We start from the raw sequence: 23,086 nt of genomic DNA on the forward strand, positions 1-23,086 counted from the left end.
ACGATGAAGGTTTGCTGGTAAGTTCGTGAGCGGTTGCACAACAGCAGTTCCTCGCAGGTCGCAGTACGCGCCCGTCTCGCTTCCACAGAAGGCGGGCGTTGATGTGTCCGAACCGGTTGTCCGGTTCACCTGGGGTTGGGCAGGAGTGCGGCCGGTGGGCGCCGCGATTCTGCTGCGTCCGAGTGCTACACACAGGAAAGAGTTACCCCACATGGCACAGGGCACCGTGAAGTGGTTCAACGCTGAGAAGGGCTTTGGATTCATCGCCCAGGACGGCGGTGGACCCGACGTGTTCGTTCACTACTCCGCCATCGACACCCAGGGCTACCGCAGCCTCGACGAGAACCAGCAGGTCGAGTTCGAGGTCACCCAGGGTCCGAAGGGTCCGCAGGCCGAGCAGGTCCGCCCCCTCTGATCGAGGACTCCACACAGTCTTTGAGCGAGGCCCCCTCCGCCACTGGCGGCAGGGGGCCTCGTCACGTCCGGGCCGCCGCGCCGCGCCCCGGAACCGGGGTGTCAGCGCGCTCTCAGAGTCGGCCCCTAGAATCGTCGCGCTCCGTGGGGGACGGAGCGCAGGTCCCACTGGTACGACGAAGAGGAACGTGTGCAGGACGACGAGCGCGCAGGACGAGGTGAGCTGGAGGAGCACGGGCCGGGGTCCGGCACGCGCGCCGCGATGCGTGGGCAGCGCCAGGCACGCAGCCAGCGGCGCCGTCGTCGGTGGATCGGCGTCGTCGGTGCGGTGGCCGCCCTGCTCGTCGTCGGCATGGTCGGCACCTACCTCAAGCTCAACGGCAACATCGACCGCCTGGACGTCTCCGACATGGTGGGCGAGGACCGGCCGACTCCGGCGGGGAACGTGTCGAGCGGCCCGCTCAACATCCTGCTCATCGGCTCGGACGTCCGCACCGGCGAGGGCAACGAGAGCTACGGCTCCGGCGACTGGGAGCCCGGCCAGCACTCCGACACCAACATCCTCATGCACATCTCCGGTGACCGGAAGTCCGTGACGATGATCTCGATCCCGCGCGACTCGATGGTGCCCGCACCGGTCGACTGCGACGGTGACGCACCCGAGGACCAGTGGCGGGTGCACCAGTGGAACCAGAACTTCAACACCGGTGGTCCCGGCTGCGTCATCCGCACCCTCGAGGGCAACACCGACGTCTTCGTCAACCACTTCGCGGTCGTCGACTTCAGCGGGTTCAAGGACATGGTCGACGCGCTCGGCGGCGTCCCGGTCTGCACCCCCTTCGACATCGACGACCCCAAGGCGAAGTTCACCCTCGCCGCCGGCCGGCACACCCTCGACGGCGAGCAGGCGCTGGGCTACGTCCGCACCCGCAAAACCGTCGGTGACGGCTCCGACATCCAGCGCATCAAGCGCCAGCAGGCGTTCATGTCGTCGGTGGCGCAGAAGGCCACGGACACCAAGCTGCTCCTGCGCCCCGACAAGCTCCTCCGCTTCCTCGGCGCGGCGACGAGCTCGCTCCAGATGGACCCCGACTTCGGGCTCGGGCCGATGAAGGACATCGCCGAGAGCGTCAAGGGCATCGGCGTCGACAAGATCCAGTTCGTCACGGTGCCGACGCAGGTGTACCCGAAGGACCCCAACCGGGTCGAGTGGGCTCCGGAGGCCGATCAGCTGTGGGAGTCCATCCGCTCCGACCGCGAGCTCGGGGCGCCGACCCCCACGCCGAGCCCGTCGTCCACCGAGCCCCTCACCGTCTCACCGGACTCGATCCGGGTCGAGGTGGTCAACTCCTCCGGCGTCATGGGCCTGGCGAAGCAGGCCGTCGCCGCGCTGCGCGTCCAGGGCTTCGGCGAGGTGGTGTCGAGCAACGGCGACGCCGTCGTCAAGGGTGCGACCGTCGAGTACTCCGGGGCCAACGAGGAGGCCGCGCGCACCGTGGCCGCCGCCTTCCCGGGAGCCACGCTCAAGGAGTCTCGGACCGACCTCGGCCAGCAGGTCCGCGTCACCCTCGGCACCGGCTCACCCGACGTCGTCGAGGTCCCGAACCGTCTGGGCACCGAGCCCCTGCCCAAGCCGACGCTGTCCTCGACCCCGTCGTCGTCGGTGACGATCGAGCCGCGCAAGGCGAGCGACGACATCTGCTCCTGACCGTCTCAGAAGAGGCGGGACTCGGCGACCTCGGGCGGCTCCTCGATCGCGAGGAGGCGGGCCTTGCGGTCCAGCCCACCGGCATACCCGGTCAGGGAGCCGTCGGCTCCGATGACACGGTGGCACGGGATGAGCACGCTCACCGGGTTGCGGCCGACCGCCTGCCCGACGCGTTGCGCCAGACCGGGGTTGCCGAGCTCGCGCGCGATCGCGCCGTAGGTCGTCGTCTCGCCGTAGGGGATCGTCACGAGCAGGTCCCAGACCCGCTCGGAGAAGGCGTCGCCGTGGGTGACGGTGGGGACGGAGAAGGAGGTCCGCTCACCCCGGACGTACTCCGCGAGCTGGTTGCGAGTGGCCTCGAAGACCGGGTCGCCGGTGGCCGAGACCTCAGGGCCGATCTCGCCGGGCTTCGGCGGGTGCCAGTGGCTCGGGAAGTAGAGGCCCGCGAGGGCATCACCCTCGGCGACGGCGAGCAGCTCCCCGAGCTCGGTGGCGAGGGTGGTGTGGCGGCGGGCTCGATGGGTTGACGCTGGGGTCGCGGGCGACGTGCTCATCACGGCCATTCAACGCCACGCCACCGACAGGTGTGAGCGCGTCCGCCGCGGGACCTGAAAATGCCCCGGGTCGCGGGCGACCCGGGGCAGTTCCAGTGTGCGGAGGCGGAGGGATTTGAACCCTCGATGGGCTTTTAGCCCAAACCGCATTAGCAGTGCGGCGCCATAGACCGGACTAGGCGACGCCTCCTCAGCCGGAACAGGGTAACCGTCCAGCCAGTCGCACAGCAAAAGCGCCCTCTCCGCGTCTCGCCGGGCGGCGTGTTTCGACCGTATGCCGGGCGGTCACCTCACGCCTCCGCCCCGGGGCCGGCTCGGTGCTTCGGCAAGGGTGGGCGGGTGCTGTGACCTCGCGGCGTGGGTGAGGGTGTGAGCCATGGGCGTGCGGTCGTCCCCGGCCGGCGCTGTGCACTGCTGCGCTGGGGTGCAGCAGTGCACACGGCCGAGCGGAGAGGTGCGCGGAGTGGACCTCCGGGGCCGGCTCAGGCGTCGGCGGGGAGCATCACGGCGAAGGTCGTGTGGCCCGGGCGGCTGTCGAGGCTCACCCGACCACCGTGCGACCGTGCGACGGCGTCGACGATCGACAGCCCGAGGCCGGTGGAGCCGTTCGCCCGGACGCGCGCCTCGTCCCCTCGCGAGAACCGCTCGAAGACGGTGTCCTGCAACGACTCCGGCACTCCCGGTCCGTCGTCGGTGACGGCGAGCCGGACCCAGTCGCCCTCGCGCCGCAGCGAGGTCACCACCCGCGTCCCCGACGGGGTGTGGGTGCGGGCGTTGGCGAGGAGGTTGGCGACGACCTGATGCAGGCGGGCCTGGTCCCCAGGCACCTCGACCGCCTCGTCGGGCAGGTCGAGCTCCCACGTGTGCGTCAGGGCGGCGGCGTGCGCGTCGGAGACGGCGTCCATGGCGAGCAGCGACAGGTCGACGGTCCCGCGCTCGAGCGGGCGGCCGGCGTCGAGACGGGCGAGGAGCAGCAGGTCCTCGACGAGGCTCTGCATCCGGAGGGACTCGGACTCGACCCGGGTGAGGGCATGGGTGACGGAGGCCGGCACGGGTTCGCGCTCGCGGCGCGACAGCTCGGCGTAGCCGCGGATCGAGGCCAGCGGCGTCCGGAGCTCGTGCGAGGCGTCCGCGACGAACTGGCGCACCTGGGTCTCGGACTCGTGGCGGGCCCGGAGTGCGCCCTCGACGTTGTCGAGCAGGTCGTTGAGGGCCTGCCCGACCTGCCCGACCTCGGTACGGGGGTCCGTGTCGGCGGCCGGGACGCGTTGCGCGAGGGCGACGTCGCCGGAGTCGAGCTGGAGCCGGCTCACCTGGGTCGCCGTGTGCGCCACGCGCTGGAGGGGAGCGAGGTTGCGGCGGATGAGCCACTGCCCACCGAGGGCGACGAGGGCCAGTCCGGTGATGGTCGTGCCGACGACGAGTCCGAGGATGGCGTCGATGATCCGGTCGATGCCGCCCATCGGGAGGCCCGACACGACGGTGGCGCCGCCGGGCTGGCGGGCGGCGGCGATGCGGTAGTCCCCCAGCCCCTCGATCTCGACGGTCCGCGGTGTCGGCCCGAGGCCGGCCCGGTTGAGGGCGACGAGTTGCTCGACCGTCAGCTGTCCGACCGTCCGTCCGCTCTCGACCCGGTTGACGACGACCTCGCCGTCACGCCGGACGACGAGCAGCGACTCGCCTCCACCTCCGGGGATGGGTCCGCCGCCACCTTCGCCCGAGCCGCGGGGCCCGCCGGCGCGCACGAGGCTGGACGTGACGTCCTGGTCGATCTGGTCGAGGAGGTGGTTCTCGAGGGCGAGGACGGTGAAGGTCGACGTCGCCACGGTGATGACGAGGAAGAGCCCGACGACGGCGGCGACGAGCTTCGTGGTGAGCGACCAGCCGGTCGGGTCGAACCACGAACGGACCGGGCGGGCCGTCGTGGGCGTGCTCACGGAGCCGGCTTGAGGACGTAGCCGACGCCGCGCATTGTGTGGATCATCGGCTCACGACCGGCGTCGATCTTCTTGCGCAGGTAGGAGATGTAGAGCTCGACGACGTTGGCCTGGCCGCCGAAGTCGTAGTTCCAGACCCGGTCGAGGATCTGCGCCTTGGAGAGGACGCGCTTGGGGTTGCGCATGAGGTAGCGCAGGAGCTCGAACTCCGTTGCGGTGAGGGCGATCTCGACACCGCCACGGGTCACCTCGTGACTGTCCTCGTCCATCGTCAGGTCACCGACCACGAGCAGCGACGAGGACTCCTCGGCGACGACGGTGGTGCGCCGCATGAGGGCACGCAACCGGGCGACGACCTCCTCGAGGCTGAACGGCTTGGTCACGTAGTCGTCGCCACCGGCCGTGAGTCCGGCGACCCGGTCCTCGACGGCGTCCTTGGCGGTGAGGAAGAGCACCGGGACGGCGTCGTTGTCGGCGCGCATCCGGCGCAGGACCTCGAGCCCGTCGAAGTCGGGCAGCATCATGTCGAGCACGACGGCGTCGGGCTGGAAGTCACGCGCCGCCTTGACCGCCTTGATGCCGGTGCCCGCCGCCCGGACCTCCCAGCCCTCGTAGCGCAGCGCCATGGAGAGCAGCTCGGTGAGGTTCGACTCGTCGTCGACGACGAGGACGCGGACGGGGCTGCCGTCGGGGCGCTGCAGCTTGGCGGAGGAGGTGGGAGTCGTGCTCATGGGTACCAGTAGACCGGCGCCGGCTCGGCCCAGTCCATGAGTTGCCTGTGTGCTTCCTGTGAACCGTCGGGCACCGGCGGCCGACCCCGGCCTCCCACGCTCAGAGGCTGCGCGAGATGAGCTCCTTCATGATCTCGTTGGTCCCGCCGTAGATCTTCTGCACGCGGGCGCCGGCATACAGACGCGCGATGGGGTACTCGAGCATGTAGCCGTAGCCACCGAAGACCTGGACGCACCGGTCGATGACGTCGCACTGGACGTCGGTCGTCCAGTACTTCGCGCGCGACGCCGTCGCCGCGTCGAGCCGACCCTCGACGTGGAGGCCGATGCAGTAGTCGAGGAAGGTGCGGGCCGCGAGCACGTCGGTGCTCACCTCGGCGAGGGTGAAGCGGGTGTTCTGGAAGCTCGCGATCGGCGCCCCGAACGCCTCGCGCTCCTTCGAGTACGCCACCGCCAGCTCGACGGCCAGGTCGGCCGCGCCCACCGCACCGACGGCGATCGCGAGCCGCTCCTGGGGAAGCTGGTGCATGAGCTGGTAGAAGCCCCGGCCCTCCTGCTCGCCGAGGAGGTTCTCGACGGGGACGTGCATGTCGGTGAACGAGAGCTCGCGGGTGTCCTGCCCGTGCTGGCCGACCTTCTGGAGGACGCGTCCGCGCTCGAAGCCCTCGAGCCCGTCGACCTCGGCGGCGATGAGCGAGATGCCCTGGGCGCCCTCTCCACCGGTGCGGGCGACGATGACGACGAGGCCGGCGTGGGAGGAGTTCGTGATGAAGGTCTTGCTGCCGTTGACGACGTAGTGGTCGCCCTCACGCTTCGCGGTGGTGCGGATGCGCTGCAGGTCCGAGCCGGTCGACGGCTCGGTCATCGCGATCGCACCGATGAGCTCACCCGACGCCATCCGCGGCAGCCAGCGCTGCTTCTGCTCCTCGGAGCCGTAGGTGAGGACGTAGTGCGCCACGATCGTGGAGTGCACCGAGTAGCCGAGCGCGTCGTCGCCGGCGCGACCCTGCTCCCACAGCACCGCGGCCTCGTGGGCGAACGTGCCACCACCGCCGCCGTACTCCTCCGGCACCGAGATGCACAGCAGTCCCGCGGCACCCGCGGCGAGCCAGGTCTCCCGGTCGACCTGGTGCTGCTCGGCGAAGCGCGCGAGGTGCGGGGTCACCTCGCGCGCGAAGAAGGTGCGCGCCAGCTTGAGGACGTCGGCGACGTCGTCGTCCTGTCCCCACGCGGGCACGTAGGGCGGGGGCTTGAGGATGTCGGCCATGGTGACTCCTGGGTGCGGTTGGGGCGAGGGAGGTCGGGCGGGTCAGGGTGTCGCGGATCCTGGCTCGGCGACGGCGGCGAGCGGGATGTCGTGCTCGTCGGCCCACTGCTGCCACTCGCAGGCCGATCGGCCTGCGAACACCTCGGCGAGCCGCTCCCGCGTGACCTCGTCGGGCGCGAGGTCGAGGGCGGCGAGCAGCCGGGTGACGAAGTGCGGCTCGAGCGCGGCCAGGGCGACGTGGCCGTGAGCCGCGGCATACACGTCGTAGACCGCGAGGCCGCCACCGATGGGCCCACCGGGTGAGGTCAGGCCGTGGGCCACGGGACGCGCCAGGGCGTCCGCGACGTCGGACAGCGCCACCTCGCGACGGGAGCCGCGCCCGGTGCTGGCGCGCTCCAGGAGAGCCGCGCACGCCTCGGCGGCCACACGCTCGGCGCCGGCGAGGTCCACGAAGGTCGTGGCCGGCATACGGCCGTCCCTGAGCAGTCCCGACGAGGCCTGGTAGGTGAGGTCGTGGCCGGGGACCTCGGCACCCGCACCGGGCTGGCCGACGACGTCGACCTGACAGACCTGGGTATGCCGTCCGCCCACCGTCGCGTGGTCGAGGCCGAGCCGGGCGAGGGCGGAGGGCCGTGAACTCGTGACGAAGAGGTCGGCACCGGCGAGGAGCTCGTCGAGGCGTGCCCGGCCCTCATCGCTCTTGAGGTCGAGGTGCTCGAGCATCTGGCCGGCGTGCAGCTCGTCGAAGTAGGCCCTGGCGTAGTGCTCGAGTGGGTCACCGCTCGGGGGCAGCACCGTCGTGACGGACGCCCCGAGCGAGGCCAGCCGCGCGACGGCGGCCGGCCCCGGCAGGTTGATCGCGATCGAGACGACGCGCACGCCCGCGAGTGGCCCGGTCACGGCGGTCACGACCTCACGTCGCCACGGGAACGGGCGCGTCGACGAGGGTGCCCGTCGCGGCGCGCGCGGTCAGCCAGGCCGACGGGCGGAAGCGCTCGCCGTAGGTGTCGGCGAGCTCCTCGGCCCGGGCGACGAACCCGGCCAAGCCGCCCTCGTAGTTGGTCATGAACGTCGCCGGGCCGCCCGTGTGCGGCGGGAAGCCGATGCCGAAGATGCCACCGATGTTGGCGGACGCGGTGTCGCGGAGCACGCCCTCCTCGAAGCAGGCGGCGGTCTCGAGCGCCATCGCGAAGAGGTAGCGATCCTGCAGGTCGCCCAGCGGGACCTGCGTCCCACGGCTCCAGCGCTCGCGCAGCCCCGGCCACAGGACCTTGGGCCCGTCCGCGGGGTAGTCGTACATCCCCGCGCCGGAGGCCCGGCCCTTGCGGCCCAGCTCGACGAGCTCGTCGATGAGCACCTCGCCGGGGGAGCGCTCGAGCGCGCGGCCCTCGGCGGCGGCGGCCTTCTCGGCCTCGGCGCGGATGTGCTGGGTCAGGGTGAGCGACACCTCGTCGAGCATCGCCAGCGGCGGCGCGGGGAAGCCCGCCGACGTGGCGGCCCGCTCGACGGTCATGGGGTCGATGCCCTCGGCCACCGCCACCGCGCCCTCGAGGATGAGGGTGCCGAACACCCGGCTCGTGTAGAAGCCGCGGCCGTCGCCGACGACGACCGGGATCTTGCGGATCTGCTGGACGAGGTCGATGGCGCGGGCGGTCGCCCCGTCGGAGGTCTGCTCGCCGCGGATGATCTCGACGAGCTTCATCCTGTCGACGGGCGAGAAGAAGTGCAGCCCGATGAAGTCGGCGGGGCGGCTCGTGAAGCCCTGGAGCCCGGTGATCGGCAGGGTCGAGGTGTTGGAGCAGAGGAGGGTGTCGGGACCGACGACGGACTCCACCTCGCGGAAGACGCTCTCCTTGAGGGCGTGGTCCTCGAAGACCGCCTCGATGACGACGTCGACGCCGGCGAGGTCCGCGACATCGGCGGTCGGGGTGATCCGGGCGAGGATGGCGTCACTCTCGGCGGCGTCCATGCGGCCCTTGGCCACCTGGGCGTCGAGGAGCGTCGCGGCGTGGGCCTTCCCCCTCTCGGCCCCCTCGACGCTCACGTCCTTGAGGACGACGTCGATGCCGGAGGTGGCGCAGGCGTGGGCGATCCCGGCCCCCATCATCCCGGCGCCGAGGACCCCGACGCGGCCGACGGAGCGCTTCTCGACACCCCGGGGACGCAGTGCACCCCCGTTGACGGCCTGCAGGTCGAAGAAGAACGCCTGGATCATCGCCGTCGACTCACGTCCGGCGGCGAGGCCCGCGAACCAGCGGGACTCGATCCGGCTTGCCGTGTCGAAGTCGACCTGGGCCCCCTCGACAGCGGCGGACATGATGGCCCGCGGTGACTTCACCGGGCTGCCCTTGAGCTGCTTGCGCAGGGTGGCGGGGAACGCCGGGAGGTTCGCCGCGAACGCCGGGGTGGTCGGCGTTCCGCCGGGGATCTTGTAGCCCTTGACGTCCCACGGCTTGGTCGCGGCGGACTCGTCGCCGGCGTGGTCGCGGATCCACTGCTTCGCGGCCGGCACGAGCTCCTCACGGGTGGCGACGAGCTCGTCGATGACGCCCTTGGCGTGGGCGTCGGCCGGGGTGCGCTGCTGGCCCTGGAGCAGCCAGCCCATGAGTGCGTCGGAGATGCCGAGCATCCGCACGAGGCGGGTCACGCCACCGCCGCCGGGCAGGAGCCCGAGGGTCACCTCGGGCAGTCCGAGCCGGACCCTGTCGTCGTCGACCGCGATGCGGTGGTGGCAGGCGAGGGCGATCTCGAGCCCGCCGCCGAGCGCGGCGCCGTTGATCGCGGCGACGACCGGCCGCCCGAGGCGCTCGAGCCGCCGCAGCTGGGCCTTGAGCTCCTCGACCTCGGCGAACGTCTCACCGACGGTCTCCGGGGTGACCTTCTGGAGGTCGGTGAGGTTGCCGCCGGCGAAGAAGGTCTTCTTGGCCGAGGTGAGGACGACGCCGGTGATCTCGTCGCGCTCGGCCTCCAGCCGGTCGATGGTCTCGCCCATCGCGACCTTGTATGCCGTGTTCATCGTGTTCGCGCCCGCGGCCGGGTCGTCCATCGTCAGGGTGACGATGCCCTCGTCGTCGCGCTCGTAGCGGATCATGTTCTCGCTCATGGTGTCTGTGGTTCCTGTCCGGGTTCAGGTGCAGTTCGGGGCGCTCAGATGCGCTCGACGACGGTGGCGATGCCCATGCCGGCGCCGATGCAGAGGGTGGCGATGCCGCGCTCGAGGTCGCGCCGCTCGAGCTCGTCGACGAGCGTCCCGAGGACCATCGCGCCGGTGGCGCCGAGCGGGTGGCCCATGGCGATGGCGCCCCCGTTGACGTTGGTCTGCTCCTCGCTCCAGCCCATGTCGCGCATGAGCTTGAGGGCGACGGCCGCGAAGGCCTCGTTGATCTCGACGAGGTCGATGTCCTTGGCGGTCATGCCGACCCGGTCGAGGGCCTTGCGGCAGGCCGGCGCCGGGCCGGTGAGCATGATGGTCGGCTCCGAGCCCACGACGGCGGTCGAGATGATGCGGGCCCGCGGCGTGAGGCCCATCTCCTGGCCGATCTGCTCCGTGCCGACGAGCAGCAGGGCGGCGCCGTCGACGATGCCGGAGGAGTTGCCGGCGTGGTGGACGTGGTTGATCTGGTCTACGCTCGGGTACTTCTCGGTGGCGACGAAGTCGAACCCGCCCTTGTCGCCGATGCCGGCGAACGACGGCCTGAGCGCCGAGAGGGACTCGACGCTCGTGTCGGGGCGGATGGTCTCGTCGCGGTCGAGGATGGTCAGCCCGTTGGCGTCCCTGACGGGCACGACCGAGCGCGCGAAGTGGCCTGCCTCCCAGGCGGCGGCGGCGCGCGCGTGCGACTGGGCGGCGAAGCGGTCGACCTCGGCGCGGTCGTAGCCCTCGAGGGTCGCGATGAGGTCGGCGCCGATGCCCTGGGGCACGAAGTCGGTGGCGAGTGCGGTGGCCGGGTCCATCGCCCAGGCCCCACCGTCGCTGCCCATGGGGACACGCGACATCGACTCGACGCCACCGGCGAGGATGAGGTCCTCGAAGCCCGAGCGGACTCGGGCCGCGGCCTGGTTGACCGCTTCGAGGCCGGAGCCGCAGAAGCGGTTGACCTGGACGCCGGCGACGGGCTCGGGCAGCCCGGCATACATCGCCGCGACGCGGGGGAGCACGGCTCCCTGGTCCCCGACCGGCGACACGATGCCGAGGACGACGTCGTCGATCTGCGCGCTGTCGAGCCCCGGGTTGCGCTCGCGGAGGGCGTCGATGAGGCCGACGACGAGGTCGATCGGCTTGACCTCGTGGAGGGCGCCGGTGGACTTCCCCCGGCCGCGGGGAGTGCGGAGGGCGTCGTAGATGACGGCCTGGGACTGCTCGGGCATGGACCGGCTCCTTCGAGGTGCGCGAGAGGGGTTCGTCCAGCACGATACGCAGCGGTTGAACACTTGTGCAATGCCGTCGCCGAGTGTTGACTGTCACCCACGTCCACGACAGGGAGGGCTGGCGCCATGACGCAGCGAGCGACGGGTTCGGCGGTCGGCTCCGGGGCCGCCCCGGCGTCCGACTCGCGCGTCCGGATCCGCACCGCCGCCCTGCGGCTCTTCGCCGCGCGCGGGGTCGCCGCGACGAGCCTGAGAGAGGTGGCGCGGGAGTCGGGGGTCGCCCCTGGCCTGGTCGTCCACCACTTCGGGGGCAAGGACGGGCTCCACGCCGAGGTCGACGAGTTCGTCGTCGGCCTGTTCCGCGAGGCGCTCGACTCGGTGGCGCTCGAGGGCGCTGCGTCCGAGGTCGTCGCCGCCCGCGACGACGCCGTGACGACCATGTTCGAGGACAACCCCGAGGCGATCGACTACCTGCGCCGGGTGGTCGTCACGCCCGACCCGGGTGACGAGGGGCTCGCTCGCCGGCTCGTCGACGAGACCATCGCGCAGACCACCACGCTGCGCGAGCACGGCATCGCCCGGAGCCGGAAGCCGGTGGAGGAGCAGGCCGTGGCCGTGCTCGTCGGCCAGCTCGGCAACCGGCTGCTGCAGCCGACGCTGGGTCGGCTCTGGGCCCTGGCGGGCGCGACGTCACCGGTCCCGTCGGTGCGGGTCGACCTGCGGCGCCCCGGCGACTGAGCCACCGGACATGCACAACCCGCAGTGAGCCGAGCGGTCGTGCGGGGCGCGCGACAGCGGCGATCCGTTGTGCATGTCCGACGGCTCGACGAACCGCCTCAGCGGCGGCACTCCAAGTCCTCGAGGTCCACGGCGGCGGCCATCGCCTGGTACCCGGCGTCACCGGGGTGCAGGTGGTCGCCGCTGTCGTAGGCGGGCAGCATCCGCGTCGGGCGCTGCGGGTCGCGAAGGGCCGCGTCGAAGTCGACGACGGCGTCGAACTCGCCGGTCGTCCGGATCCACTGGTTGACCTGGACCCGGATGGCCTCGCGCTGCGCCGACCACCGGCTGCCGCCCTCCCAGGGCGCGATGGTCCCGCCGACGATGCACACGCCCCGGGCGTGGGCGCGCGCCGCGAGCTGGCGGTAGGCGTTGATGAGGTCGGCCGGCTTCGTGGCGAAGTCCCAGCGCAGGTCGTTGACGCCCTCCATGACGACGACGGTGCGCACGTCCGGCTGGGCGAGGACGTCGCGGTCGAAGCGCGCCTGCGCACTCACCCCGGAGCCGTCGGCGAGCACCCGGTTGCCCGAGATCCCGGCGTTCATCACGCCGTACTGCAGCGGCGCGGGCCGGTCGAAGAGGCGGCGGGCGAGGTAGTTGGGCCAGCGCCGGTTGAGGCTCGTGGTCGACTTGTCGCCGTCGGTGATCGAGTCGCCGAGGGCCACGACCGTGTCCACCTGCTGCGGCGTCTCGACGACCGCGGACTCGACCCACGCGTAGCTGTTGGTCGGCGTCGGGAACGCCTCGGCGCCCTCGTCCGCGGCGTGGTCACCGGGCGTCGACACCCAGTTCGTCTGGTGGGCCAGCTTGTGCCCGCTCACGGTCCCCGCGTCCCCGACGACGTGGATGCTCACGGCGAGGGTCGACGCCGGGGGCAGGTCGCCGGGCAGCGGGTCGCTGAGCACCTCGGCGCCCACCGGCACGGTCACCGCCTCGTCCTCGCCGAACGTCAGCTGGCGGTTGGTGCCCGGCTCGATGCTCGCGCCCTCACCGGCCACGCCCACCCACACCGAGTCGAACGTCACCGGCACCGAGCCGAAGGCGTTGGACAGCGAGATCCGCAACCCTGACCCGCCGACGCTGGTGTGGACGATGTTGCGCACCGTCTGGTCGCTGAGGGTGAAGCTGGTCGTGTCGACGGCCGTCCCCCAGGTCCCGACCTCGTTGGTCGGGCCGCCCGAGACCGCCGGGGCCGGCTGGGGCAGCAGGGCCACGGCGGCGGTCGTGACAGCCGCCGCCGCTGCGGCGACGACGGTGGTCCGGGTGCTGCGCGCGAAGCTCACCCGACCAGTGAACCCCGTCGTATGCCGTCCCGCCACCGCTGGCGGCCGGCGCACCGAGCGCTCCCGCAGCGCTCACCTTCAGGCCACCACCCGGCATACGGGCTGTTGCGTCCGCAGGTGTGGTGGTCAGGGCGGCATCGTGGCGGACGCAACGCGAGGCGGGCTGTTGCGTCCGCCGGTGTGGTGGTCAGGGCGGCATCGTGGCGGACGCAAGGAGCAGCGAGAGGCGCCGCCCCCCCCGGGAAGGGGAGCGGCGCCTCACGGTTGAGGTGTCACGTCACTTCCGCAGAACCTGCACCTCCGACACCGCGATCGTCCGCGCACCGGCGTAGGCCGTCGTGCAGTCGGTGGCGTTGTTGGGGTCGTCGTCCTGCTCGCCCTGGAACTGCGGGCCGCCCTGGCACTGGTTGGCGTCGAGCTGGAAGCGCAGGTGCGTCGCCGCCGTCTGGGGGATGGCGAACGTCCGCATCTTGAGCTCCGGGGCCACGGGCCGGGGAGCCGCTCCGGGGAACGCATCCGGCGCGGACGTGAAGACCGGCCGGTAGTCCGCGTCCTGGTCGCACAGCACCGCACCCTTGGCGTCGCAGGCGAGCACCGTGAACGAGCGCAGGTTCTGGAAGCGCCCGGCGGCACCCGGCTCCGGCAGGGCGCTCACCTGGACCGCCCGGACGACCTGACGGCCGCCGGCGAGGTCGATGGTGAAGCGCTTCTGGGCGGACGACGGCGCAGGCACCGTCGTCGTCGTCGAGCCCTCGTCGCCGTCGATCATGGCGGGGAGGTCGACACCCTCACCGGTGACCGTCGCACCCGCCTGGCTGCTCGCCAGGTTGGTGAGCAGCTGCACCGGCATGTCCCGGGTCTGGGACGGGTTGGCGGTGAAGCTCAGCGACGTCTGGGCCCGTCCCGGAGCGAGCACGGTGTAGGTGCGCGTCCCGGGCAGGATCTCGAAGGTGTCGTCGAGCTCGGTGGCTGCGTCGGTGTCAGCGACGGGCGTGGACCGTGCGGTGTACTCGCCGACGAAGAGCTGGGCCCCCGTCACGGGGCGTCCGTCCTCGTCGGTCGGGTTGAAGCGCAGCGTCGCCGGGGAGCCGTGGCTCGAGGTGAACGACGGCGTCGGGTTCGAGTCGCCGCTGCTCGTCGAGGAGGCTCCCTGGCCGAGGCCGCGTCCGGCGAAGCCGTTCCACAGCAGGTCCTGGTTGGCCCCACCGAAGCGGAGCAGGTCGGCCGCGAGCATGGCGTCGCGGGCGTTGACCATGCTCACCGACCCGCTCGGCATGAGCAGCCAGGCGTCGAAGACGAGCTGCATCCATCGCCGGTTGCCGGGGCAGGCCGTCACCGGCGTCTCGCCGGTCGCACAGCTGCGCTGCACCGCGGCGTCGCCGACCCCGTAGCGGTCCATGAAGGCGCTGCGGAGGTCGCTGTTCGTGGCCGACCAGATCTCGCCGTCGGCGTGCACCTGCGGACCGGTGAGGTCGTAGCCCACGTTGCTGTAGTTGAGCGGGCTCTTGCTGAAGTTGTAGTTGCGGATGCCGCGGCTCTCGTTGCCCGTGACGTACGCGCCCATCGGGGTCGCCGTCGCGCTCACCGGGACGTAGCCCCACTCCTGGAGGTACTCCGTGGCGATGAGGTCCGACCAGCTCTCACCCATCGCACCCGCCTGGAGACCGGACAGGCCGCTGTTCGGGCCACCGGCCATGCGGTTGCTGATGCCGTGGCCGTACTCGTGGCCGATGACCGACATGTCGTAGTCGCCGTCGACGCAGGGTGCGTAGAACGAGCCCGCGAGCGGCTGCCAGAGGTACATGTTGCTGTAGCCGCTCGTGCCCTCGGGTGGAGTGCCGAAGTTGGCGTTGTTGCGCGACCCCGACTGGGCCCCGGACTGGCTGTAGCCAAGAACTGGGTCGTTGCCGAGCCCGCCCTTGCCGGCGTTGTCGCGCTGGAAGTTCCACGCGGTCTCGGTGAAGCCGAGGTTGTAGGCCCAGTCGTGCGTCCGGTTGTGCATCGCGAAGAGGTTGGCGGTGGCCGCGTCGATGTCGTTGCGGGCCGCGCTCGTGTAGGTGGCCGGGTTGCACTTCTCCTCGGACCACTGGTTGGTCCACGGGTAGACGTAGCTGCGGTCGGCGGTGAGCGGCACCGGGTTGACGGCGCCGAAGCCACGCCAGCGCTCGCCGCTGTAGGCGTTGTTGCCGTTGGTCGTCGTCGTGCTGAGGCCCGTCACCGGGTCGACGTCCCACGCCCGCGGCGAGGCCGGGTTGCCCACGGTCTCGGTGCAGCCCGCGGCCGTCGTCCAGCACCACTCGACGCGGGTGTCGGTCGAGCTGTGGTCGGTGGACGGCGTGCCGGTGAAGACCTTCCAGCGCGGGTTGTCGCTGTCGAAGTCCACGAGGGACTCACGGGCGATGACGTCGCCGGTCGCGGCGTCGACGTAGACCGAGTAGCCGCTGTCCTCGCCGTCGCGAAGAACGACGTGGTATGCCGTGCGGGCGTCACCTCCCGGGACGGGCACGACGACCTGCTTGGCCTGCTGGTCCCCGACGAGGCCCTTGGCCGTGAGGGTCGTCCAGCCGGTCTCCTTGGCGCGCTGGGTGGCCGCGCCTCGCGTGACCTCCGAGGCCTTGGCGCCGACGTTGGCCGCCGCCTTCTGGAGGGCCTGCTCGGGCGTGACGGTGGCGGCAGCACGGCGGGCGCCGCTCTTGCCGCGCAACGGCGCCAGAGTGGAGCTGACGTAACGGGCGCTGCCCTTCTCGACCGCGACCACGACGAGGCCGTCGATCCCGGCGGAGACACCGCCGATGACCTGGCGGAGCATGACGACGGACGAGCCGCCGACGGTGTTGGTGCTCACGTGCTCCATCGACGAGATGTCGGCGGCGGTGAGGCCGAAGGCGGTCGCGTTGCGCTGCAGGTAGGTGCGGGCCGCGGCCACCGGGTCCGACCCCAGGCCGGTGGCCAGGGGTGCCGTCCCGGCCGGCGTGACCGTGCCGACCGAGCCGAAGCGGTTCCAGGTGACCGTCGCCCCGCCGGTGCCGCGGCGGGCGTCCCCGCCGGGAGCCGCTGCCGACTTCTGCGCGGCGGCCGGTGCGACCGACGCCCGGCGCAGGTCGAGGTCGGGGAGCTGCTCGTGGCTGTCTCCCGCGGGTGGCACGGAGCCGGGCCGGTTGTCCGGTGCTGCGACGGCGGCACCCGACGAGACTGCACCCACCGCGACTGCCGCTGCCAGTGCCGCCACGGAGACGGTGGTCCCCGGGCGCCTTCTTCTCTGCGTCATGTACGACTCCCCATCTCGGGGCACCCTCGACGGTCACGATCGCGCCGCTCGACCTGGTGCCGCCCCCAGCCAAGTCGGTCGTGGGTAAGGAGCGTTACCCGCTACGAGTCAGTAGTTGGCAAAGAGGGGGACGCGCCCGTGAACCGTTGGCGCGGACGGCATACCTCCGGCTTGCGTCCGCCACTGTGGGGGTCAGGGCGTCATCGTGGCGGACGCAAGGGGAGTGGACGGTGTACCTCAGGCTTGCGTCCGCCACTGTGGGGGTCAGGGCGTCATCGTGGCGGACGCAACGCGAGAGGCGCCGCTCCCACGAGGGGAACGGCGCCTCTCACGACGCGTCAGTGCCAGATCACGCGACGCCGAGGCGCGCCTTGAGACCGTCGAGCTCGACCTGCAGCGCGGTCGGGAGGTTGTCGCCGAACTTGGCGAACCACTCCTCGATCTGCGGGATCTCGGCCTTCCACTCCTCGGGGTCGACGGTGAGGGCCTTGGCGAGCTCGGCCGGGTCCATGTCGAGGCCGTCGGTGTCGATCGACTCCGGGGTGGGGACGTGACCGATGGGGGTCTCGACCGCGGCGGCCTTGCCCTCGATCCGCTCGATGGCCCACTTGAGGACCCGCGAGTTCTCGCCGAAGCCGGGCCACACGAAGTTGCCCTCCTCGTCGCGGCGGAACCAGTTGACGTAGAAGATCTTCGGCAGCTTGGAGGCGTCGGCGTCCTTGCCGATGTTGATCCAGTGCTGGAAGTAGTCGCCGGCGTTGTAGCCGATGAAGGGCAGCATCGCCATCGGGTCGCGGCGCACGACGCCGACCTGGCCGGTCGCGGCCGCAGTCGTCTCGGACGAGAGCGTCGCGCCCATGAAGGTGCCGTGCGTCCAGTCGCGCGACTCGGTGACGAGCGGCACGGTCGTCTTGCGGCGACCGCCGAAGAAGATCGCCGAGATCGGGACACCGTTGGGGTCGTCGTACTCCGGCGCCAGGATGTCGCACTGCTTGATCGGCGTGCAGTAGCGGCTGTTGGCGTGCGAGCTCAGCTCGCCGGCGGCGCCCTTCTCGGGGGTCCAGTCCTCGCCCTTCCACGACGTCGCGTGCTCGGGTGTGTTCTCGAGGCCCTCCCACCAGATGTCGCCGTCGTCGGTGAGGGCGACGTTGGTGAAGACCGAGTTGCCCTTGTTGATCGTCGACATGGCGTTGGGGTTGGTGTGCTCGTTGGTGCCCGGGGCCACGCCGAAGAAGCCGAACTCCGGGTTCACGGCATACAGGCGTCCGTCCTTGCCGAAGCGCATCCAGGCAATGTCGTCACCGAGGGTCTCGACCTTCCAGCCCGGGATGGTCGGCTTGAGCATCGCGAGGTTGGTCTTGCCGCAGGCGCTCGGGAAGCCGGCCGCGATGTAGTAGACCTGCTGCTCCGGCGAGGTGAGCTTGAGGATGAGCATGTGCTCGGCCATCCAGCCCTCGTCGCGCGCCATGACGGAGGCGATGCGCAGCGAGTAGCACTTCTTGCCGAGAAGGGCGTTGCCGCCGTAGCCCGAGCCGTAGGACCAGATCGTCCGCTCCTCGGGGAACTGGACGATGTACTTCTCGGGGTTGCAGGGCCACTTGACGTCCTGCTGGCCGGGCTCGAGGGGGGCGCCGAGGGAGTGCAGCGCGGGGACGTACTTGGCGTCGTCGCCGAGTTCCTCGATCCGGCGCAGGACGTCGGTGCCACAGCGGGCCATGACGCGCATCGACGCGACGACGTACTCGGAGTCGGTGATCTCGACGCCGAACATCGGGTTCTCGGACTCGACGTGTCCCATGACGAACGGGATGACCCACATGGTGCGGCCCTTCATGCAGCCGGCGTAGAGGCCGCGCATGAGGTCCTTCATCTCGTTCGGGTCCATCCAGTTGTTCGTCGGACCCGCGTCCTTCTCGTCGACCGAGCAGATGAAGGTGCGGTCCTCGACCCGGGCGACGTCGCTGGGGTCGGACGCGGCGTAGAAGCTGTTGGGCTTCTTGTCCTCGTTGAGGCGGACGAAGGTGCCCGCGGCGACGAGCCTGTCGGTGAGCTGGGTCCACTCCTCGTCGGACCCGGTCACCCACACGACCTCGTCGGGTGTGGTCATCGCGGCAACCTCGTCGACCCAGGCCTGGAGGCCTGCGTGCGTGGTGCCCTGAACGGGTGCGGCGGGGGCGGTCATCAGCGTCCGTTGTCCTTCCGGTTCCGGGGTTGAGCCCGGCATTGTGGCCCGGTCAGATGCCGGAGCCACCTCGGAGGCGATCCGACGACTGACCTGCTGGAGGTTTCACGGTACTCGCATCGTGAGACGCATCTTGCCTCGCGGACGAGGACCGTGGCTCGTGCCCCGAGGAGCACGATCTGTCCACCGTAGGAGGTCAGCCGGACAGGGACGGCAGCGGAAACCTTTCCGCATCTATGAGGTCCCTCACACGCGGCCCTACCTGCGGGTATGCCGTCCGGTCCGGCCCCGCCGGAGCGGTCGCGAACCCTGCCCCGTGGGCGGATTTCTCGTGCGGGCCGGTGCTCGCGTATGCTTTCCGATCGTTGCCCCGACGGGGCGACACGCGCCCGTAGCTCAACGGATAGAGCATCTGACTACGGATCAGAAGGTTAGGGGTTCGAATCCCTTCGGGCGCACTCTGTGTTGAGACAGAGGGCGAAGCCCCGGCCAGCGGAAACGCGGCCGGGGCTTCGTCGTGCGCCGGGGTGGTCTCAGTCGGCGATCTGGAGCGCCTTGACCTCGTCTCGCGCGGCGACCACGGCCTGGTGCTGGCGGGAGACGACCTCGCGGAAGCCGGCGCTCAGGTCCTTCTCGAGCGCCTTCTCGTACTCGGACACCGCGTGGTTCTCGCCGGTCACCGCGGCACCGAGGACGGCGCCGGCGTCGTCGCCGGTGAGGGCGTCCTTGAGGGCGATCCAGCCACGGTGCAGCGCGGCGGCGGCGGTGCCGCTCTCGTCGACGTCGTCGCCGTAGGCATGGCCGAGGGCCACGATCTCGCGCCGGAACTCGGCGCGCTGCTCGGACAGGCGCTGCAGGATGCCCGCCCACTCGGCGTGGTCGCTGTCCCGCAGCTTCTGGGCGGACTCGGCGAAGCCGCGCTCACCGTCGCGCAAGGTCTCGACCAGCTCCTCGGCAGCCTTCTCGTCGTCCGACATGGTGCTCCTTCCGTAGGGGTCATGACCCGGTGGGGCCTGCTCTCGACGTTACGTGAGGCTGGTGGCCGAAAGGGTTATTGAGGCCCCCTGACCTGCAGGAACGTCGAAGAGGGCTGCTGGTGGGGCGGGAGGGGTCCTCCGCGGTCGGGCCGGCGTCGCGCTCGTGAGAGGTCGGTGGTTTGGGTGGGGTGACGCCTTCCAACTACGCTTTCTCGGCATGATCGTGACGGCTGACCTCGCTCGGCGCCTCGGGCGCCTGCTGGTCGTCCTTGTCTGCGCCGTCGCTGCGACGTGGGGCTTCGCCTCCGGTCCGCACACCACGAGTCACGTGGTCGCTGGGGCCGCTACCCCGGGTCACCACCACGCGCCCGGTGGCCACGCACCGCAGACGACCGACGAGGGCACCCAGGTCCGCACCCGACGTCGCGTGCGTGACGTCGTGGTTCGCCTGCGCCCGGCGCCTCTCGTCCCTGCTTGGGCCGGGTTGAGGTCTCTGGTCCGGCGACGGCTCCGGCAGGCGCTGAGCGCGGACCTCGTGTCCGGATCCCGTCACGCCGCGTACTGGAGCTCACCGACGCTGCTCTGCGTCAGCCGGACCTAGGGCGAGCTCTGCCCGCCGGCGCCACGAGGCGCCGACGCATCCGAGGCACCCACCTGACCACCGAGCACGTCGCCGTCCTCCGAGCCGACGACCCGAAGACCGCTGGCGCATCGCGGAAAGCCGCTCCACGCCCCCAGGACACGAAGCACGCAAGAACGGACATCCACGCCATGACCACGCCCCATCCGGTCGAGACGCCGAGACGTCGACCGTCGATGCCGCCCCCGGGGCTGCGAGCCAGCCATGGCTGAGGCTCCCGCGCACGCAGCAGCCCGGGCTGTCGGGTCCCACGGCCCGGGACGGCTGCTCGCCATCGATGCCGCACGCGCCCTGGCTCTCATCGGCATGATGATGGTCAACCTCGGCACGGTGCGCTCCGACGGCTGGTTCAACAAGGTCTGGACGCTGCCCTTCGGCAGGGCGTCCATCCTCTTCGTCGTCCTGGCCGGCCTGGGGATGTCGCTCTTCCTCGGGTCGCGGAAGGCCGAGAAGCGCTGGCCGGTCATCGTGTGGCGTGCCCTCATCTTCATGGTCGGCGGTCTGGTCCTGCAGATCCTCACGCCTGCGGTGAGCGTGATCCTCCCGACCTACGGAGTGCTCTTCCTCGGGGCGCTGCTCTGGGACCGGTTGTCCAACCGCCTGCTGGCGGGGCTGGCACTGGTCATGCTCGTGCTGGGCCCGGTGCTCGTGCTGGCGCACCAGCTGCCCGGCGAGCACAAGACCCGCATGCCGACGATCCTCGACAGCCCCGACGTGCTCGTGCACTCGCTCTTCCTCTCGGGTGCCTACCCGCTGCTCGTGTGGGTCGTGCCCTTCCTCGCCGGGATGTGGCTGGGCCGTCAGGACCTGCGCGACATCCGGCTCCAGCGCCGCCTGGTCGCGGCGGGCGGTGCGGCCGCCCTGTTCGCCTTCGTCGTGGGGCAGGTCGCTGCACTGCTCCTCGACGCGGACGAGGAGGAGGGCTGGCCCCGGCTCCTCACCGGTGCCGCCCACGGACAGATGCCCCTCTGGCTCGTGAGCAGCGTGGGCAGCGCGGCCTTCGTCATCGGCGTCATGCTGCTGCTCTGGCCGCGGATCAGCGGCTGGGCCCTTCCGCTCGCCCACGTCGGCCAGCTCGCGTTCACGCTCTACGTGACGCACTTCTTCGTCATCGCAGCCATGGGCGGCCGGATCGACTCCCGGCTGGTCGGCGTCCCGGTGACCATCGCCCTGGTCGTCGTCTTCACCATCGCTGCCACCGTCTGGGTACGCCGACGAGGGGTCGGCCCCCTCGAGCGTGTGCTGCGGGCGTCCTGGCTCTCCAACCTCTCGAAGGGTGCACAGTCATGAGCACGTTCGGCCCTCACCCCGACGACGCACGGCGCCCGAGCCGCCGTGAGCTGCTCGGAGGGGTCGTCGGCGCCGGTGTGCTCCTCGCCGGGTGCACGGAACCCGAACGCCGCCAGCCGTCCACACCAACGCCGACCGCGACCTCGACCCCGCCGGCACCGACGACGTCACCGACGCGCGCTGCGCTCGGTGCGGCGGGCGCCAACACGGGGCACCCCCTGGCGACCGAGGCAGCCATGGGCGTCCTGCGTAGGGGCGGCAACGCCATCGACGCCGCGGTCGCGGCAGCCTTCGCCGACGCGGTGATGCAGCCGGCGTCGTCGGGCATCGGCGGCGGCGGGGTCACCATCGTGGTCCGGGACGGCGTCCGGGCCAACCACGACTACCGCGAGGTCGTCGCCCGGTCGGGCAAGGTCCCGGCCAGCGGCGTCGGGGTCCCCGGCTTCGTGGCGGGGATGGCCGACCTGCACGAGCGCTACGGCACCCAGAAGTGGGCCGACCTGCTGCAGCCGGCGATCGCCATCGCCGACGAGGGTGGCCCCGTGTCAAGGTACCTCGCGGACGTCCTGGCGACGACCCGCGGCCGCCGGGTCGTGCGCGACCTCGAGCACTTCCACCGGCCCGACGGCAGCGTGCTGCGTCAGGGTGACCGGCTCGTCCAGAAGGAGCTCGCCAGGACGATGAGGCTCATCGCGGCCGAAGGACCCGATGCCGTCCTCGACGGCCCGCTCACGCCCGCCCTGACGAAGGTGCCGGGGCTCGACGCAGAGACGTTCAAGGCCTACACGATCCAGCACTCGGTCCCGGCGAGCGGACGCCTCGGCGACGTCGTGCTGCTCTCCGGCGCACCCGCCCTGCCCGGCGGCGCGATCATCCAGATGACCCAGATCGCGGAGGCGCTCGGCATCCGTGGAGTCGGACCCGACTCGGCCGAGTTCATCGACCTGCAGTCCCGGGGCTGGCAGGTGGCCGACCGGTCGGTCCACCGGTGGTTCGGCGACCCCGACTTCGTCGACGTGCCCCTCGCGCAGGTCACCGACCGCGAGCGCAACGCCGCCCTGGCCCGGACTCTCAAGCGCGAGCCGCGCGCCAGGACCGGGCCGGACAGCTCGGGGGATCCGAACACGACCCACATCTCGGTCGTCGACGAGGACGGCATGGCCGTCTCGATGACGAACACCATCACGAGCTACTGGGGGTGCGAGACCTACGTCGGAGGCTTCTTCCTCAACGACCAGCTCGGGCGCTTCGACCTCATCGGCGACGGCAGGGCCAACCGGCCAGAGCCGGGTCGGCGGTCGGTCACGTGGAGTGCGCCGTCGATGGTGCTCGACCTCGACGACCGTCCGGTCCTCGTCATCGGGGCACCCGGCGGGAGCCAGATCCCGAACACCACGGCCTCGGTCGTCCTGAGGTGGGCCCTGCACGGACAGTCCCTCGCACAGGCCGTGCCCGCGCCCAGGTTCAAGCTGGACAACGGCCTCATGAGGCTCGAGTCGACCCAGCACGTCGCGGCGCTGAGGAAGCTCGGCTACCGCACCCGGGTGATGCCGAAGTCCTACCGAGCCTCGTGGGGATCGGTGCAGGCCCTCGAGGTCGACTGGGACGCCCGCCGGGTCAGCGGCGTGGCCGACACCCGACGCAGCGCCGGTGTCGCCGTGGCGTGAGGCCGCCCCCGGGACGCCCACCG

At 71.3% G+C, this 23,086-nt stretch carries 17 protein-coding genes and 2 tRNA genes; 7 read left to right on the forward strand and 12 right to left on the reverse strand.

Annotated features, from left to right (window positions below):
• The first annotated feature begins 211 nt into the window (after positions 1-211).
• Positions 212-415, forward strand: coding sequence for a cold-shock protein (locus tag LL946_RS09295; RefSeq protein WP_009776543.1), 204 nt, complete (start codon positions 212-214; stop codon positions 413-415).
• Between the two features lie 189 nt (positions 416-604).
• Positions 605-2,122 (forward strand): LCP family protein, encoded by a 1,518-nt coding sequence (locus LL946_RS09300; protein ID WP_404386748.1) that lies wholly within the window; start codon positions 605-607, stop codon positions 2,120-2,122.
• Positions 2,123-2,127: 5 nt separating this feature from the next.
• Here the strand turns inward: LL946_RS09300 and LL946_RS09305 are convergent, their stop codons facing one another.
• The 8 genes from LL946_RS09305 to LL946_RS09340 form a co-directional block, all read right to left on the reverse strand.
• Positions 2,128-2,676 (reverse strand): methylated-DNA--[protein]-cysteine S-methyltransferase, encoded by a 549-nt coding sequence (locus LL946_RS09305; protein WP_404386749.1) that lies wholly within the window; start codon positions 2,674-2,676, stop codon positions 2,128-2,130.
• A gap of 100 nt (positions 2,677-2,776) precedes the next feature.
• Positions 2,777-2,866, reverse strand: a tRNA-Ser gene (locus tag LL946_RS09310).
• Positions 2,867-3,158: 292 nt separating this feature from the next.
• Complete coding sequence (locus LL946_RS09315) at positions 3,159-4,613, reverse strand: sensor histidine kinase (RefSeq protein ID WP_404386750.1); 1,455 nt, start codon at positions 4,611-4,613, stop codon at positions 3,159-3,161.
• Positions 4,610-5,344: a response regulator transcription factor gene (locus LL946_RS09320; protein ID WP_404386751.1), complete on the reverse strand. Its 735-nt coding sequence runs from the start codon at positions 5,342-5,344 to the stop codon at positions 4,610-4,612. The genes LL946_RS09315 and LL946_RS09320 overlap by 4 nt, the downstream gene beginning before the upstream one ends.
• A 100-nt stretch (positions 5,345-5,444) precedes the next feature.
• Complete coding sequence (locus tag LL946_RS09325) at positions 5,445-6,611, reverse strand: acyl-CoA dehydrogenase family protein (RefSeq protein WP_404386752.1); 1,167 nt, start codon at positions 6,609-6,611, stop codon at positions 5,445-5,447.
• Positions 6,612-6,653: 42 nt separating this feature from the next.
• The gene (locus LL946_RS09330; RefSeq protein ID WP_404386753.1) at positions 6,654-7,520 is read right to left on the reverse strand and encodes a CoA transferase; all 867 of its coding nucleotides are present in this window, start codon (positions 7,518-7,520) and stop codon (positions 6,654-6,656) included.
• A gap of 4 nt (positions 7,521-7,524) precedes the next feature.
• Positions 7,525-9,714, reverse strand: a complete 2,190-nt coding sequence (locus LL946_RS09335; protein WP_404386754.1) for a 3-hydroxyacyl-CoA dehydrogenase NAD-binding domain-containing protein — start codon at positions 9,712-9,714, stop codon at positions 7,525-7,527.
• A 44-nt stretch (positions 9,715-9,758) separates the two neighbouring features.
• The gene (locus LL946_RS09340) at positions 9,759-10,979 is read right to left on the reverse strand and encodes an acetyl-CoA C-acetyltransferase (protein WP_404386755.1); all 1,221 of its coding nucleotides are present in this window, start codon (positions 10,977-10,979) and stop codon (positions 9,759-9,761) included.
• A 126-nt stretch (positions 10,980-11,105) separates the two neighbouring features.
• On the opposite strand from LL946_RS09340, the gene LL946_RS09345 reads away from it, so the two are divergent.
• Positions 11,106-11,717 carry a TetR/AcrR family transcriptional regulator gene (locus tag LL946_RS09345; protein WP_404379961.1) on the forward strand — a complete coding sequence of 204 codons (612 nt, stop codon included), beginning with the start codon at positions 11,106-11,108 and terminating at the stop codon, positions 11,715-11,717.
• 98 nt (positions 11,718-11,815) lie between these two features.
• Here LL946_RS09345 and LL946_RS09350 read toward each other — a convergent pair whose 3' ends face one another.
• The 3 genes from LL946_RS09350 to LL946_RS09360 all read right to left on the reverse strand — a co-directional run bounded on the left by LL946_RS09350 (position 11,816) and on the right by LL946_RS09360 (position 18,489).
• On the reverse strand, positions 11,816-13,039 hold the full coding sequence (locus tag LL946_RS09350; RefSeq protein ID WP_404379963.1) for an SGNH/GDSL hydrolase family protein: 1,224 nt from the start codon (positions 13,037-13,039) through the stop codon (positions 11,816-11,818).
• 277 nt (positions 13,040-13,316) lie between these two features.
• The gene (locus LL946_RS09355) at positions 13,317-16,307 is read right to left on the reverse strand and encodes a M36 family metallopeptidase (protein WP_404379965.1); all 2,991 of its coding nucleotides are present in this window, start codon (positions 16,305-16,307) and stop codon (positions 13,317-13,319) included.
• Between the two features lie 349 nt (positions 16,308-16,656).
• Positions 16,657-18,489 (reverse strand): phosphoenolpyruvate carboxykinase (GTP), encoded by a 1,833-nt coding sequence (locus LL946_RS09360; RefSeq protein WP_404379967.1) that lies wholly within the window; start codon positions 18,487-18,489, stop codon positions 16,657-16,659.
• Between the two features lie 385 nt (positions 18,490-18,874).
• Here LL946_RS09360 and LL946_RS09365 point away from each other — a divergent pair.
• Positions 18,875-18,947 (forward strand) — tRNA-Arg (locus LL946_RS09365).
• A gap of 75 nt (positions 18,948-19,022) precedes the next feature.
• Here LL946_RS09365 and LL946_RS09370 read toward each other — a convergent pair.
• Entirely contained in the window at positions 19,023-19,466 is a 444-nt protein-coding gene (locus tag LL946_RS09370) for a PA2169 family four-helix-bundle protein (protein WP_404379969.1), read from the reverse strand.
• 217 nt (positions 19,467-19,683) lie between these two features.
• On the opposite strand from LL946_RS09370, the gene LL946_RS09375 reads away from it, so the two are divergent.
• The 3 genes from LL946_RS09375 to LL946_RS09385 all read left to right on the forward strand — a co-directional run bounded on the left by LL946_RS09375 (position 19,684) and on the right by LL946_RS09385 (position 23,063).
• Complete coding sequence (locus LL946_RS09375) at positions 19,684-20,067, forward strand: hypothetical protein (protein WP_404379971.1); 384 nt, start codon at positions 19,684-19,686, stop codon at positions 20,065-20,067.
• Between the two features lie 243 nt (positions 20,068-20,310).
• Positions 20,311-21,396 (forward strand): DUF418 domain-containing protein, encoded by a 1,086-nt coding sequence (locus LL946_RS09380; RefSeq protein ID WP_404379973.1) that lies wholly within the window; start codon positions 20,311-20,313, stop codon positions 21,394-21,396.
• Entirely contained in the window at positions 21,393-23,063 is a 1,671-nt protein-coding gene (locus LL946_RS09385) for a gamma-glutamyltransferase (protein WP_404379975.1), read from the forward strand. Before LL946_RS09380 ends, LL946_RS09385 begins: the two co-directional genes overlap by 4 nt.
• Positions 23,064-23,086 lie beyond the last annotated feature (23 nt).

The sequence above is a fragment of the Knoellia locipacati genome (genome assembly GCF_044791685.1).
Taxonomy (GTDB): domain Bacteria; phylum Actinomycetota; class Actinomycetes; order Actinomycetales; family Dermatophilaceae; genus Knoellia; species Knoellia locipacati_A.